The 14,135-nt window shown below is 67.0% G+C and carries 11 protein-coding genes; 4 read left to right on the forward strand and 7 right to left on the reverse strand.

Annotation, left to right across the window (positions count from 1 at the left end):
- Positions 1–20: 20 nt before the first annotated feature.
- Positions 21–1,292 carry an APC family permease gene (locus tag ACFVTE_RS13665; RefSeq protein ID WP_387101187.1) on the forward strand — a complete coding sequence of 424 codons (1,272 nt, stop codon included), beginning with the start codon at positions 21–23 and terminating at the stop codon, positions 1,290–1,292.
- Positions 1,293–1,307: 15 nt separating this feature from the next.
- Here the strand turns inward: ACFVTE_RS13665 and hisS are convergent, their stop codons facing one another.
- A complete protein-coding gene (gene hisS, locus ACFVTE_RS13670) occupies positions 1,308–2,660 on the reverse strand; it encodes a histidine--tRNA ligase (protein ID WP_387101189.1) in 1,353 nt (450 codons plus the stop codon).
- Positions 2,661–2,938: 278 nt separating this feature from the next.
- On the opposite strand from hisS, the gene ACFVTE_RS13675 reads away from it, so the two are divergent.
- The 3 genes from ACFVTE_RS13675 (at position 2,939) to ACFVTE_RS13685 (ending at position 6,382) form a co-directional block, all read left to right on the forward strand.
- A complete protein-coding gene (locus tag ACFVTE_RS13675) occupies positions 2,939–3,757 on the forward strand; it encodes a peptidylprolyl isomerase (protein WP_387101191.1) in 819 nt (272 codons plus the stop codon).
- A 72-nt stretch (positions 3,758–3,829) separates the two neighbouring features.
- Positions 3,830–5,530 carry a DUF349 domain-containing protein gene (locus tag ACFVTE_RS13680; protein WP_387101193.1) on the forward strand — a complete coding sequence of 567 codons (1,701 nt, stop codon included), beginning with the start codon at positions 3,830–3,832 and terminating at the stop codon, positions 5,528–5,530.
- Between the two features lie 87 nt (positions 5,531–5,617).
- Positions 5,618–6,382, forward strand: coding sequence for a hypothetical protein (locus ACFVTE_RS13685; protein ID WP_387101194.1), 765 nt, complete (start codon positions 5,618–5,620; stop codon positions 6,380–6,382).
- Here the strand turns inward: ACFVTE_RS13685 and ACFVTE_RS13690 are convergent.
- The 6 genes from ACFVTE_RS13690 to ruvA form a co-directional block, all read right to left on the reverse strand.
- Entirely contained in the window at positions 6,263–8,656 is a 2,394-nt protein-coding gene (locus tag ACFVTE_RS13690) for a RelA/SpoT family protein (RefSeq protein ID WP_387101195.1), read from the reverse strand. The genes ACFVTE_RS13685 and ACFVTE_RS13690 overlap by 120 nt on opposite strands.
- A 208-nt stretch (positions 8,657–8,864) precedes the next feature.
- Entirely contained in the window at positions 8,865–9,878 is a 1,014-nt protein-coding gene (secF, locus tag ACFVTE_RS13695; protein WP_387101197.1) for a protein translocase subunit SecF, read from the reverse strand.
- Positions 9,878–11,635 (reverse strand): protein translocase subunit SecD, encoded by a 1,758-nt coding sequence (gene secD / locus ACFVTE_RS13700; protein ID WP_387101199.1) that lies wholly within the window; start codon positions 11,633–11,635, stop codon positions 9,878–9,880. Before secD ends, secF begins: the two co-directional genes overlap by 1 nt.
- A gap of 100 nt (positions 11,636–11,735) precedes the next feature.
- A complete protein-coding gene (yajC, locus tag ACFVTE_RS13705) occupies positions 11,736–12,149 on the reverse strand; it encodes a preprotein translocase subunit YajC (RefSeq protein ID WP_387101201.1) in 414 nt (137 codons plus the stop codon).
- Between the two features lie 188 nt (positions 12,150–12,337).
- Positions 12,338–13,426: a Holliday junction branch migration DNA helicase RuvB gene (ruvB, locus tag ACFVTE_RS13710; RefSeq protein ID WP_387101202.1), complete on the reverse strand. Its 1,089-nt coding sequence runs from the start codon at positions 13,424–13,426 to the stop codon at positions 12,338–12,340.
- Positions 13,419–14,066 carry a Holliday junction branch migration protein RuvA gene (gene ruvA, locus ACFVTE_RS13715; protein WP_387101204.1) on the reverse strand — a complete coding sequence of 216 codons (648 nt, stop codon included), beginning with the start codon at positions 14,064–14,066 and terminating at the stop codon, positions 13,419–13,421. The genes ruvB and ruvA overlap by 8 nt, the downstream gene beginning before the upstream one ends.
- Positions 14,067–14,135: the final 69 nt, after the last annotated feature.

Here is a 14,135-nt window from a genome sequence, read left to right on the forward strand (position 1 = left end):
TGAAAGGTTCCTGCCCCGCCATGACCAAGCACCAGCAGCTGCAACGAAGGCTGGGTGTGGCCGACGCAACAGCCATCGGGCTCGGATCCATGCTCGGTGCGGGCGTTTTTGTCGTCTTCGCACCCGCTGCCCGGCTGGCCGGATCGCTGCTCCTGGTGGCCATCGCCCTGGCCGGCGCCGTGGCGTACTGCAACGCCGTGGCGTCGGCCCAGCTCGCGGCAAAGTACCCGCAAAGCGGCGGGACGTATGTGTACGGCCGGAAGCAACTCGGTGAGTGGCCGGGCTTCCTCGCCGGCTGGGGCTTTGTCACCGGCAAGTCCGCCTCCTGCGCGGCCATGGCCCTGACCTTCGGCCAGTACGTTGCGCCGGGCTACGCCACCCCCGTGGCCATCGCAGCGGTGGCAGCACTGACCGGTGTGAACCTGCTGGGCATCACCCGGACAGCCTTCCTGACGCGCATCCTGCTGGCCGTGGTCCTGGCGACGCTGGCCTTCGTGGCGGCGGCGAGCATCCTGGGACCGCACGTTGCCGGTGGCGGGACGGTCTCCGGACAAGCCGGCAGCTTCTGCGGCATCCTGCCCGCCGCCGGCCTGGTGTTCTTCGCCTTCGCCGGGTACGCGCGTATCGCCACGCTCGGCGAGGAGGTCAAGGACCCGGCGCGGGTCATTCCGCGCGCCGTCCTCGGTGCCCTGGCCGGCGCGCTCGTCATCTACCTGCTGCTGGGGGCGCTGCTGCTGGCGCATCTTCCGGTGCACGTGCTCGCCTCCTCCCCGGCGCCGCTGCTGGAGGCCGTGGAACAGTCACGGCTGGCCGCCGGAGCGCCGGCTGTGCAGGCCGGGGCCGCCGCAGCCTCGCTCGGCGCACTGCTGGCCCTCATCACCGGGGTGGGACGCACGGCCATGGCGATGGCCCGCGAACGCGACCTGCCCGGTCCCCTGGCCCGGGTGGGCGGGCGCCACCCGGTGCCGGTGACCGCCGAACTGGCGGTGGCCGCCGTCGTCGTTCTGTTGTTGCTGACCACTGACGTGCTGACGGTAGTGGGCTTTTCCAGCTTCGGCGTCCTGCTCTATTACGCCGTGACCAACGCCGCCGCGTTTACGCTCCGGGACCGGCCCCGGCACGCGCCCAGGTGGCTCAATGCCGCAGGGCTGGCCGGCTGCCTGGTCCTGGCATTTACCCTGCCGGCCGCGTCGGCGCTCGGCATGGCCGCCATCATGGCCGCCGGACTCGCCGGGCGCGCCGTCATGCTGGCGTTCCGGAAGCGGCGGTCGAGCCAGCTCAGGCAGCGCTAGCCCAGGAAAACCAGCTCAGGAAGCCGGCGCGGCCACGACCTGGACGCGGATGTCCTCGTCCGACGGCGTCCACGTCGCCGGATCGGCGTCGACCTGCACGCCGGAACGGATGTCCTTGACCTGGTGCTTGCCGTCCTCATCCGTGAACCAGACGAAGGGAATGCCGCGCCGGTCCGCGAACTTGATCTGTTTGCCGAACTTCTCGGCCTTGGCGGCCACCTCCGCGGCGATGCCGCGGCTGCGCAGCTCCGTGGCCACGTCCTGCGCCTCGCCCCAACTCTCGTCCGAGGTCAGTGCCACAAACACTGCCGTGGGCACGGAACGGGAGGCCTGGGCCAGGTCCTGGCTGAGGATGCGCGAGACGAGCCGGGTCACGCCGATGGACAGCCCGACGCCGGGGAACTTCCGGTTGCCCTTGCTGGCCAGGGCGTCGTAGCGGCCGCCGGAGCAGATGGAGCCGAGCTGCTCGTGGCCCACCAGGACGGTTTCCACGACGGTTCCGGTGTAGTAGTCCAGCCCGCGGGCGATGCTGAGGTCGGCGACAACCTTGCCGGGGACCCGCTTTACGGCGGCCTCGATCACCTGTTCGAGTTCGTTCAGGCCCTCCTCCAGGAGGTCGTTGCTGACCCCGAGCGAGCGGACCTGCGCCGCGAAGGACGTGTCCTCGGTCTTGATTCCGGCCAGCTTCAGGGCTGCCTGTGCCTGCTCGTCGGTGGCGCCGAGCTCGGATTTGAGGAGCTCGGCCACCTTCTCCGGACCGATCTTTTCCAGCTTGTCGATACTGCGGAGCACTCCTGCGGTGTCGGTCAGGCCGATGCCGCGGTAGAAGCCTTCGGCGAGCTTCCTGTTGTTGATGCGCAGCCGGAACTCCGGAATCGGGAGGGCGCCCAGCGCCTCGGCGATGACCAAAGCAATTTCGACGTCGTAGCGGAAGGGCAGCTCACCGTCGCCCACCACGTCGATGTCCGCCTGCGTGAACTCGCGGGCGCGGCCTTCCTGCGGGCGTTCACCGCGCCAGACCTTCTGGATCTGGTAGCGGCGGAACGGGAAGGCCAGGTAGCCGGCGTTTTCCACGACGTACCGGGCGAAGGGCACGGTGAGGTCAAAGTGCAGGGCGAGGGCGTGCGGATCGTGCTTGCCCTTGGCTTCCTCTCCCTCCTCGTCCTGGAGCCGGCTCAGGCCGTAGACCTCTTTATCGATCTCGCCCTTGCGGAGCAGCTGGCCCACGGTTTCCACGGCGCGGGTCTCGATGGAGCCGAAACCATGCAGCTCGAAGGTGCGGCGCAGCGAGTCCAGGACATGCTGCTCCACCAGCCGCTCCTCGGGAAGCCACTCGGGGAATCCGGACAGGGAGGCGGTGCGTGCCATGGTGGAGTTTCTCCTCAGGTAAACGAAGGCCGGTGCCGCTGCGCATATTTTCCGCGTCGCCATCTGAATCAAACGGCTGCGGCAGCGGCGGGAGTCCAGCCTGTTCTGCATAAACTTATGTGCGGCAGTCAGTTTATGCTTTCGGCGCCCGCATCTCTAATGCGGGAAGGCCGGGAGCGGCCGGCTGCCGCAGTTTAATCTGCAGCAGTGCAATCTGCTGCCGGGGACGCCTTCAGGGGCCTGCCCGGCAGGGCAGTGACGATCAATGAGGAGGACCCGTGGCGGCCAGTCCACGCGAAACACGCGAAGCCAAGAGGCGGATCCAGCAGATGGAAGCCAAGCGCGAGCTTCGCCGTGACCAGGAGAAGCGCCGCAAGCGGGACAACCTGATAGCGGGAGGTGCGGGGGCCGCGGCGGTGGTGCTCGCCGTCGTGCTTCAGCTGACGGTGTTTGCCGGGAACCCCACCGAAGAGGAATTCGCGGCTGCCGAGACGGGCCTGGGCACGCCATCGGCCTCCCCTTCCGCCTCCGCCACCCCGACGGCAACGCAGACCAACGCTGCCAACATCCCCAAACCCGCGACGGCGGCCGGCAAGACGTTCACCGGCTCGCTGCAGCTCAACCGCGGCACCCTGGGCGTGCAGCTGGACGGCACCAAGGCCCCACAGGCGGCCGCCGTGTTCAAGTCCCTGGCAGACCAGAACTATTACAAGGGCATCAGCTGCCACCGCCTCACCACCGCCGAGAACTTCGGTGTCCTTCAATGCGGTTCCAAGACCGGCGATGGCCAGGGCGACCCCAATTACACGTGGGGCCCGCTGGAAAACACGCCGGCAGACAACAAGTACCCGGCGGGCACCATTGCGGTGGCCCGCACCGGCAACAACGCCTACGGCAACGGCACGCAGTTCTTCATCGTCTACAAGGACACCGTCATTCCGGCCGACTCCGCCGGCGGCTATACCGTCGTGGGGAAGGTGACCTCGGGTCTTGACGTCGTCACGAAGATTGCGGCTGCAGGTCTTAAGGCCGGCGAAAGTGGCACAGACGGCGCACCTGCGGAAGCAGTCACGATAGACTCATTTTCTCTGAAGTAGGAACCTTGTGGCACCAGCGGCCACAAGCGACCTATGAATGGGTATCTTCCTCCAAGCGAAAGACTTTTAGCGGTGACAGACAGTCAGAAATCCGACGAAACAGCAGCCGAAGTGACCGAGGTCCAGGCTTCCCCCGAGACGGCTAACCCCGAGACCGTGGAAACGGCACCGGCAGCAGACCCGGCGCAGTCCGACGAGGCGGCACAGTCCAACGAGGTGGCGCAGTCCAACGAGGCAGCGGCGCCGGAGGTTGATGCGCAGGCCGAATCGGCTGAAGCGGCCGGGCAGCCCGAGGAGTCTGCACAGGCCGAGGAGTCTGCACAGCCTGACGCCGCCCCGGCGGAAGCTGCCGCCAGCCCTCAGCCGAAGGCTGAGGAAAAAACGCCGGCACCGAGCCCCGCACCGTCACCGCGTCCGACGCCGGCTCCCCGGCCCGCTCCCACGCCCGCCGCTTTTGCCGCCAGGCCCAAGGCCGGCCCGGCCGCCACCGTCACGCCGGTGCAGGCGCCGCCCGCCACGTCGCTGGCCGAAGCCGCCCGCTGGGGCCGCGTTGAGGGCGACGGACACGTGTTCCTGACCATCGACGGCGAAGAGCACCCGGTGGGCCAGTACCCGGACGTCAGCAACGACGAGGCCCTGGCCTACTTCGCGCGGAAGTACGACGACGTCGTCGCCCAGATTGTCCTGCTGGAACAGCGGGTGGCCTCGAAGGCCCCCACCACGGACATGCAGAAGACCGTAACGCACCTGCGCGAGCAGCTCGCCGAACGGAACATGGTGGGCGACATCCGTTCCGCGGAGGGCCGCCTCGATACCCTGTCCACCCAGATCACCGAGCTGGAGAAGGCGGAGAAGGCGCAGCACGACGCCGTCCGCGCCGCCGAACTCGCCGCCCGCGAAGCCATCGTGGCCGAGGCCGAGGCGATCTCGGGCACCGATCCGGCCCAGGTTCAGTGGAAGACGTCCAGCGCGCGCATGAACGAGCTGTTTGAAAGCTGGAAGGCCGCGCAGAAGAGCGGCGTACGGCTGGGCCGCAGCAACGAGGACGCCCTGTGGAAGCGTTTCCGCGCCGCCCGGACCGTCTTCGACCGGCACCGCCGCGCCTACTTCTCCCAGCTGGACAGCAACAACTCGGCTGCCAAGGCCGCCAAGGAGAAGCTGATTGCGGAGGCCGAGGCACTGTCCTCGTCCACCGACTGGGGCTTCGCCGCCGGGGAATACCGCCGGCTGATGGACGACTGGAAGGCATCACCGCGTGCCAGCCGCAAGGACGACGACGCACTGTGGGCCCGGTTCCGCGCCGCGCAGGACGTCTTCTTCAGCTCGCGCCAGGCGGCCAACGACGAGATCGACCAGGAGTACGCCGCCAACCTGAAGGTCAAAGAGGCGCTCCTCGAGGAAGCATCGTCCATCGTTCCGGTCAAGGACATCGCCGCGGCCAAGAAAGCGCTGCAGTCCATCCACGACCGCTGGGAAGAGGCCGGCAAGGTTCCGCGTGCGGACATGGGCCGGATCGAGGCCGGGCTGCGACGGATCGAGGATGCCGTCCGCCAGGCCGAGGACGAGAAGTGGCAGCGCTCCAACCCGGAGACCAAGGCCCGCACCAACAGCGCCCTCAGCCAGCTCGAATCCGCCATCGCGGGCCTGAAGGAAGACCTGGCCGACGCGGAGAAGGCAGGCGACCAGCGGAAGATCAAGGCCGCCAGGGAAGCACTGGAAGCACGCCAGGCGTGGCTGGACCAGATCCAGCGCTCGGCAAGCGAGCTCTCCTAGCCAGCGTCAGTACAGGCCCCGTTCCGGTTATCCACATAGCCGGGGCGGGGCCTTACCCGTTAAGGCCCTTTCCGGCAGGATGACGGAATGGCACCGTTCTCCCAGCCCCCTGCAACGCAGGCACCTGCGCTTCGGGCGCATGCCTCCCAGGCGCGAGGTGATTCCCCGCCGGCGGACTCCCCCGCCCAGCTGCTGGAACTCTACTCTCCGGGGCTGCCGTTTACCTGGCCGGAGCTCCAGTCCATGGCGGCCGACGGCGTGCTGACGCAGCTTTATCAGCACGGCTACACGGTTCCCGGCACTGCATCCTCGCCGCAACTGCGGGCACGTGCCGCGGCCCACGGCGTGCCCGCCCCGGTCCGGCGGCGCGTGGTGGCGGGACGCATGACGGCGGCCTGGATCTACGGCTGCGCCCGCGAGCCGGACCGGCTGGCACTCCTGGTGGACGCCAAACGCAGGATCTCCAGCCTTCGCTCCACCCGCGGCTGTACGCTCCACGAGGTGCGGCTGGGCCCGTTCGACGTCGTCAGCCTGGGTGGCCTGATGGTCTCGAGTCCGCTCCGCACGGCTCTGGACATCGCCCTGCATGTGGAGGCCGAGAGGGCGGTGCCGGCCCTGCGGCAGCTCCTGGCGAAGCCCGAGCTCGACGTCAGGTTACGGCTCCTCGTGCTGGCGGTCGAGGCGATGCCACGGCTGCCGCACAAGAACGCCGCTCTGGAGAAGCTCTCGCTGTTAGCTTCTCCGGCGGTTGCCCGTGGTCCGGTAGACGTCGAACACCCCGTCGATCCGCCGTACAGCACTGAGCACGTGGCTGAGGTACTTGGGGTCGCCCATCTCGAAGGCAAACTTTGAGATGGCCACGCGGTCCGTGGACGTGTGGACGCTGGCCGCCAGGATGTTCACGTGGTTTTCGGAGAGCACGCGTGTCACGTCGGAGAGGAGGGACTTCCGGTCCAGCGCCTCCACCTGGATCTCCACCAGGAACACGCTTGACTGGGTGGGCGCCCAGTCGACGTCGACAATCCGGTCCGGCTGGTCCTTGAGGCCGGCCACGTTGGTGCAGTCCGTCCGGTGCACCGACACGCCCGAGCCGCGGGTGACGAACCCTAGAATCGGGTCCGGCGGGACGGGGGTGCAACAGCGGGCCAGCTTCACCCAGACGTCACCCACCCCGCGGACCACCACGCCGGAATCCGAGAACCGGGCCTTGCTGACCTGGGTGGGGATGCTGACTTCGGTGAGGTCGTCATCGGGTGTTTCGTTGCCGCCGAGGCTTTCGACGAGCTTTTCCATGACGGACTGCGCGGAGGTGTGGCCGTCGCCCACGCCGGCGTACAGCCCGGAGATGTCGACGTATTTGAAGTCCTCGGCTACGGCGGCCAGCGCGTCGTGCGTCATCAGTCGCTGCAGCGGAAGGTTCTGCTTCCGCATGGCGCGGGTCAGCAGTTCCTTGCCCCGGTCGATCGCCTCTTCACGGCGTTCCTTGCTGAACCACTGCCGGATTTTGTTCCGTGCCCGGGCGCTCTTGACGAAGTGCTGCCAGTCCTGGCTGGGGCCGGCCCCCTCGGCCTTCGAGGTGAAGATCTCTACCCAGTCGCCGTGGTTGAGCTCGCTGTTGAGCGGAACGAGCTTGCCGTTGACGCGGGCGCCGATGGTGCGGTGGCCCACCTCGGTGTGCACGGCATAGGCGAAGTCCACGGGGGTGGAGCCGGCCGGCAGTGCCATGACCTCACCCTTGGGGGTGAACACGAAGACTTCGCGGGCGTTGATCTCGAAGCGGAGCGAGTCGAGGAACTCGCCGGGGTCGGAGGTCTCCTGCTGCCAGTCCACGAGGGAGCGCAGCCAGCCCATGTCGCCGTCGCGCGGGCTGCCCGGCCCCGTGGCGGTTCGGTTCGGCTGGTCCTTGTACTTCCAGTGCGCGGCAACACCGTACTCGGCGCGGCGGTGCATCTCGTGCGTCCGGATCTGGATCTCCACCGGCTTGCCGCCGGGGCCGATGACGGTCGTATGCAAGGACTGGTACATGTTGAACTTTGGCATCGCAATGTAGTCCTTGAACCGGCCAGGCAGCGGGTTCCAGCGCGAATGCAGGGTGCCCAGGGCGGCATAACAGTCCCGGACCGAGTCCACCAGGACGCGGACGCCCATGAGGTCGTTGATGTCGTCGAAGTCCTTGTCCCGGACGATCATCTTTTGGTAGATCGAGTAGTAGTGCTTGGGCCGGCCAGTGATGGTGGCCTTAATCCGTGCCGTGCGCAGATCATCGGCGATCTGGTTCCGGATCACGCTGAGGCTCTTTTCACGCTCCGGCGTGCGGTCGCCCACCATGCGGACGATTTCCTCGTACACCTTGGGATAGAGCGCCGCGAAGGACAGGTCCTCGAGCTCCCACTTGATGGTGTTCATGCCAAGCCGGTGTGCCAGCGGCGCGAAGATCTCCAGGGTTTCCCGGGCCTTGCGGGCCGACGACTCGGCGGAGACGAACCGCCATGTGCGCGCGTTGTGGAGCCTGTCCGCGAGTTTGATCATGAGGACGCGGATGTCCTTGGCCATGGCCACGACCATCTTGCGGACGGTCTCGGACTGGGCGGCCTCGCCGAAGCTGACCTTGTCCAGCTTGGTGACGCCGTCAACCAGCATGGCCACTTCGGGGCCGAAGTCTGCGCGAAGGTCCTCCAGCGTGTAGGGGGTGTCCTCCACGGTGTCGTGGAGCAGCGCGGCCGCCAGCGTGGTGCCGCTGAGTCCCAACTCGGCGAGGATGGTCGCGACGGCGACCGGATGGGTGATGTAGGGATCACCGCTCTTGCGCTTCTGCCCCCGGTGGCTCTGCTCCGCGACCACGAAGGCGCGCTGGATGAGGTCGAAATCTTCCTTAGGGTTGTTCGCCCGCACCGTCCGCAGCAGCGGCTCCAGGATGGGCGAGTACGTCGCGGTGCTGCGGCCTGTCAGCCGCGCCAGGCGGGACCTGGTGCGCTCACGACGGCCAGGGAAGGTGGGCCGGACACCGGAGTTGTCCACAGGCACTCCGGGAGCCGGGCGCCCAGCAGCCACCAGACCAGTCTGTTGTCCCTGGCCCTGACCGTTGCCTCCGGCAGCCGTTGGCGCCGACGTCGAACCTTCTTCCAATGAAGTACCCCTCACGACCCGTTTAATTATCCCAGTCTATTCCCGCTCCGGGCCCGACCGATAACCGCGTCCGCCACCAACCGCGCTGCCGGGTACACAGCCCGGTATCCGGGCGGTTCCGGCCGGAGGCATGCAGGCGCTTAACCCAAGGACCGGACGCCGTCGCTGTGACGGCATCCGGCCCGGATGCTATAGGCTTTTGCGCGTTCTACGCTTTTGCAGGCGCGGCGGCAGCCTTGGCAGCAGCCTCAGCACGACGCTGCTTGACACGCTGGGCCTGCTTGACCAGCGGAGCCTCGCCCTGGCGCAGCCACGCGTACATCGGCGCCGCGATGAAGATCGTCGCGGCGGTGCCGATCAGGATGCCGACGAACAGTGCCAGCGAAAGGTCGCGGAGGGTTCCGGCGCCCAGCAGGCCGGCGCCGATGAAGAGGATCGCCCCGACCGGGAGGATGGCCACCATCATGGTGTTGATGGAGCGGACCAGAGTCTGGTTAACGGCCAGGTTGACTTCCTCGCCGAAGGTCCGGCGTGTGGAGGTCTCGATGTCTGCCGTGTTTTCACGGATCTTGTCGAACACCACCACAGTGTCATACAGCGAGTAGCTGAGCACCGTCAGGAACCCGATGATCGCCGAGGGAGTGACCTCGAAGTCGCTCAGTGCGTAGACGCCGGCGGTGATGAACATGGTGACGAGCATGCCCACGATCGCCGAGAGGGACATCTTCCAGGTCCGGAAATAGAGCGCCATCAGGACGGTCGCGAGGGCGACGAAGACCACGAGGCCGATCAGGGCCTGCTTGGTGACGTCAGCGCCCCACGTGGGGCCAACGAAGGTGGAGGTCACCTCGTTGTCCGTCACGCCGTAGGCCTTGGTGAGGCCTTCCTTGATCTTGAGGGTCTCGTTGTCGGAGAGCTTGTCCGTCTGGATCCGCATGGTGGTTCCGGCGACGTTGGCGACGCGCGGCACACTGCCGGGCACGACGTCGTGGACAGCCTTCTCGCCCACGGTTGCTTCGGTGGTCTTCACGTTGGACACCGTGAACTCGGACCCGCCGCGGAACTCAATGCCCAGGTTGAAGCCGCCCTTGACCGCCGGGATCAGGATGGACAGCGCAACCGCAATGGCTGCCACGGTGAACCAGATTTTCTTGGCCCCGACGAAGTCGTAGGAACGCTTGCCCGTGTAGAGCTCGTTACCGAATTTCGCGAAACTGGACATTACTTGCCCTCCTTGGCCGGGCCCTTGGAGGAACCGGCGAGCTGCTCCTGCTGCTCCGCGCGGCGGCGTTCAGCGATGGTCATCCGGCGCTCAGCCTCGGCCGCGGCACCGGTGTTCTTGGCGCGCACCACTGACGGCTTGTCCTCGGGGCTGCGGAGCCTGCCGGCGCCGCGGTAGAGCGGCACCGCGCCGAGGCGCTCGGGGTCAAGGCCGGAGAACTTGTGGCCTTCGCCAAAGAACCGGGTCCTGGCCAGCAGCTGCAGCGTGGGGTGGGTGAACATGAAGACGACAATGAGGTCGGCGATGGCGGTCAGGCCGAGGGTGAAGGCAAAACCCCGCACGTTGCCGACGGCCACGAAGTACAGCACCAGCGCGGCCAGGAGGTTGACCGCCTTGGATGCCAGGACGGTCCGCTTGGCGCGCTTCCAGCCGTTCTCCACAGCCGATACCAGGCCGCGGCCCTCGCGGAGCTCATCACGGATGCGTTCGAAGTAGACGATGAACGAGTCCGCTGTCTGGCCGATGGACACGATGATGCCCGCAACGCCGGCGAGGGAAAGCCGGTAGTTCTCGGTCCAGCCGAGGATGGCAATGGCAAGGTAGGTGAGCGCACCCGCCACCACCAGCGAGGCGATGGTAACGAAGCCGAGCGCACGGTACTGGAACAGGGAATAGACAACCACCAGCAGCAGGCCGATCAGGCCGGCGAGGAGGCCCATCCGGAGCTGCTCACCGCCGAGTGTGGCGGAAATCTGCTGCTCGCTCTGGATGTCGAAGCTGATGGGCAGGGCACCGAACCGGAGCTGGTCGGACAGCGCTTTGGCGGACTTCTCCGTGAAGCCGCCGGTGATCTGCGGGCGGCCGTCGGTGATCACGGCCTGGGACCGCGGTGCTGAGATGACCTGGTCATCCAGGACGATGGCGAACTGCGACTTGGGGTCACTGCCGGTCTCACCGCCGGCAGCAACGTAGAACTGGTTGAGGCGCTCGGTGACGGTCTTGAACTTGGCCGTGCCCTCGGCGTTGAACTGGATGTTCACAGCCCATTCGTTGGTGACGGCACCCTGGGCGCCCTGCTGGAGCTGGAACGTCGATCCCTGGATCTCAACACCCTTGACCTCGACCGGACCCAGGATGTACTTGATCGCGGGAGTCTGGTCGGTGGCAGGCTCGCAGGTGACCAGCGGCTTGGCCGGGTCGGAACGCTCCTGCTTGTCCTGTGCCGGGTTGTCACAGTCGAGGGCTTCGAACTGCTTCTGGACGTCCGCGGTGATCCAGTTCGAGTCGCTGGCGTTGGTCGGCTTGGCCGTCGGCTTCGGCAGCTGGGCAGCAGGTGTCCGCTGCGCGGTGGGAACCGCTGCACCCGCGCCGGTGACGAGGACGGGGCGGAAGTTCATGTCCGCGGAGGCCTGGATGAGGGCGCGGGTCTCCGTGGACGGCGTGCCTGGAAGGCTCACCACCACGTTGCGGCCGGACTGTGTGCTGATCTCAGCCTCGGCGACGCCGGACCCGTCCACGCGCTGGCGGATGATGGCCACCGCCTGGTTGAGCTGTTCCTCATTGATGTCCGAGTTACCCTCAACCTTGGGTGCCAGGATCATCTGGGTGCCGCCCTCAAGGTCCAGTGCGAGCTTCGGGCTCCAGCTGGCAACCCCGGACATCGTGCCGCCCGCAAGGACGGCCGTCATGGCGGCCAGAATTACGCCAAGCCAGACCAGCACCCGAAGGGATGGTTTTTTGCGGCCAGTTCGTGCCATTGCCTATCTTTCTATTAATTGCGGACGGCCGCCGGAGCGAGCCTTGTCGCACCCGGCGGCTCCGCAGCCGTAGACAGCTGTACTGTGCGGAAGCGGCGGACTAGATGTCCTTCTTGCCCTCGTCGTTGAGGCGCTTGAGGGTTTCATCCGGGGTCTCGTCGGCCGTACCGGCCTTGTTTTCGGGAGTCAGCGCTTCGGGGGCCGCCGGCTCCTCGGCCGTCAGGGCGGACGCGTCGTCGGGAACGGCGTGCGCCTCAGCGGCCTCGGGCTCGACGATCTTGGTGACGGCCTGGCGGTGCACGGTGGCCAGGTTGCCGGGCGACAGTTCCAGGACGACCTTGTTCTCTGCGTCATCGATCGACACGATGCGTCCGAACAGCCCGAAGCTGGTCATGACCTCGACGCCCGGAGCGAACTGCGACTGCAGCTGGGCCTGCTGCTGCTGCGTCTTCTTGTTACGGCGGAACATCATGAAGATGAAAACGCCGAGCATGAGGAACAGCAGAATTGTCATTGGATCCAAGAGGATTTTTCCGTTCTTTACTTGCGTAGCTGGTTGACAGCGACGTCCGCTTTGCACCGGGCTGCCCGCCCGGACACGGGAGACCGGCCGCGGGCGGCCCGCCGAAGCGGGACACGGAAACAAAGCCCGGACGTGCCGAGCGTCCTTCCAGTCTAGAGGGAAAAGCTGGGAGGGTGCTGCTATTGGGTGCTGGAAACCCACTCAGATGACGATTCCTCATCGTCCGGCCCGGCCCCGAACAGGTTCAGGGTTTCCTGGCCAAACACCCCTGCCGGCACCGCCAGCCCAAGGTGGGTCCAGGCCGGGGCCATCGCAATCCGGCCCCTCGGCGTCCTGCCCAGCAGCCCTTCCCGGACCAGGTACGGCTCGGCCACCGTCTCGACGGTCTCCGGCTCCTCCCCCACGGCGATGGCCAGGGTTGACAGGCCCACCGGGCCGCCGCCGAATTTGGTGATCAGGGCTTCCAGCACCGACCGGTCCAGCCGGTCCAGCCCGCGTTTGTCCACTTCGTACATGTCCAGCGCTGCGGAGGCGGAGCGGGCATCAATCTGGTCGATGCCGTGAACCAGCGCCCAGTCGCGGACCCGCCGCAGCAGCCGGTTGGCGATGCGGGGGGTGCCGCGTGAGCGTCCGGCGATCTCGGTAAAGCCGGCGGAGTTCACCTTCAGGTCGAGGAGCCCGGCGGACCGGCGCAGCACCAGCTCAAGCTCCTCCACCGAATAGAACTCCAGGTGCCCGGTGAATCCGAAGCGGTCCCGGAGCGGACCCGGCAGGAGCCCGGCGCGCGTGGTGGCACCCACCAGAGTGAAGGGCGGCAGCTCCAGCGGGATGGCCGTGGCGCCGGCGCCTTTGCCCACCACGATGTCAACGCGGAAGTCCTCCATGGCCATGTAGAGCATTTCCTCGGCCGGGCGGGACATCCGGTGGATTTCGTCGAGGAAAAGGACTTCGCCTTCGGACAGCGAGGAAAGGATGGCGGCGAGGTCCCCGGCGTGCTGGATGGCCGGGCCGCTGCTGATCCGCAGCGGCGCGTTCATCTCGGAAGCGACAATCATGGCGAGTGTGGTCTTGCCCAGCCCGGGGGGACCGGAAAAGAGCACATGGTCCGCGCTGCGCCCGCGCATCCGGGATGCCTTCAATACCAGGGAAAGCTGCTTGCGGACCCTGTGCTGACCCACGAAGTCGTCGAGGTTCTTGGGCCGGAGCGCCGCCTCGATGGCCCGCTCCTCCGGCTCCTCTCCCCCGGCGACCAGGGACGGCTCAGCCACGGCTGCCTACCCTGTTACCGGCCCGGGCGCCGTCCTGGCCGAGCCAGCGCAGCGTGGTGCGCAGGATCTCGGCAACGTTGCCGTCGCCGGCGAGTTCCGGCGCATCTGCGAGGGCCTTGTCGATGCTGCCCGAGGCGTCCTTTTCGGACCAGCCCAGGCTGGTCATGGCGGCCACGACCTGCGGCTTCCAGACCCCTTCTGACGACGCCGCCGGCGCTCCAGCGGGCGTGGCAGAGCCGTGCGGAACCAGTTTCCCGGCGAGTTCCAGGACGATGCGCCCGGCGACTTTCGGGCCGATGCCCGGGACCTTGGTGAACGTCTTGCTGTCCTCGGTGTGCGCTGCCACGCGGATGGCCTCGGGATCGTGCACGGCGAGGACCGCGAGGGCGAGCCGCGGACCCACACCGCTGACACTGAGCAGAATGTCGAAAACTTCCCGTTCGTCGTCGCTCGCGAAACCGAACAGGGTCAGGGAGTCCTCACGGACAATCAGAGAGGTGAAAAGCTTCCCTTCCTCGCCGGTCCGCAGCTTGCTGAGCGTCTGGGGCGTGGCGTAGACGCTCATGCCGGCGCCGTTGAGATCGATGACGGCGGTGGACAGTCCGACGTGCGCCACGGTTCCGCGGAGAAAACTAATCAAGGCCGGGGCTCCTGAACTTGCGCCGGCAAAAACCGACTATCCGAACATATCTACGAATACCCTAGCAAG

The organism is Arthrobacter sp. NPDC058097 (genome assembly GCF_042884885.1).
Classification (GTDB): Bacteria; Actinomycetota; Actinomycetes; order Actinomycetales; family Micrococcaceae; genus Arthrobacter.

What these genes read in the sequence shown, in the direction of transcription:
- ACFVTE_RS13685 (WP_387101194.1), top strand. Translation starts at nt 5,618, where the DNA reads ATGGCACCGTTCTCCCAGCCCCCTGCAACGCAGGCACCTGCGCTTCGG.
- yajC (WP_387101201.1), bottom strand. Translation starts at nt 12,149, where the DNA reads ATGACAATTCTGCTGTTCCTCATGCTCGGCGTTTTCATCTTCATGATG.
- secD (WP_387101199.1), bottom strand. Translation starts at nt 11,635, where the DNA reads ATGGCACGAACTGGCCGCAAAAAACCATCCCTTCGGGTGCTGGTCTGG.
- secF (WP_387101197.1), bottom strand. Translation starts at nt 9,878, where the DNA reads ATGTCCAGTTTCGCGAAATTCGGTAACGAGCTCTACACGGGCAAGCGT.
- hisS (WP_387101189.1), bottom strand. Translation starts at nt 2,660, where the DNA reads ATGGCACGCACCGCCTCCCTGTCCGGATTCCCCGAGTGGCTTCCCGAG.
- ACFVTE_RS13665 (WP_387101187.1), top strand. Translation starts at nt 21, where the DNA reads ATGACCAAGCACCAGCAGCTGCAACGAAGGCTGGGTGTGGCCGACGCA.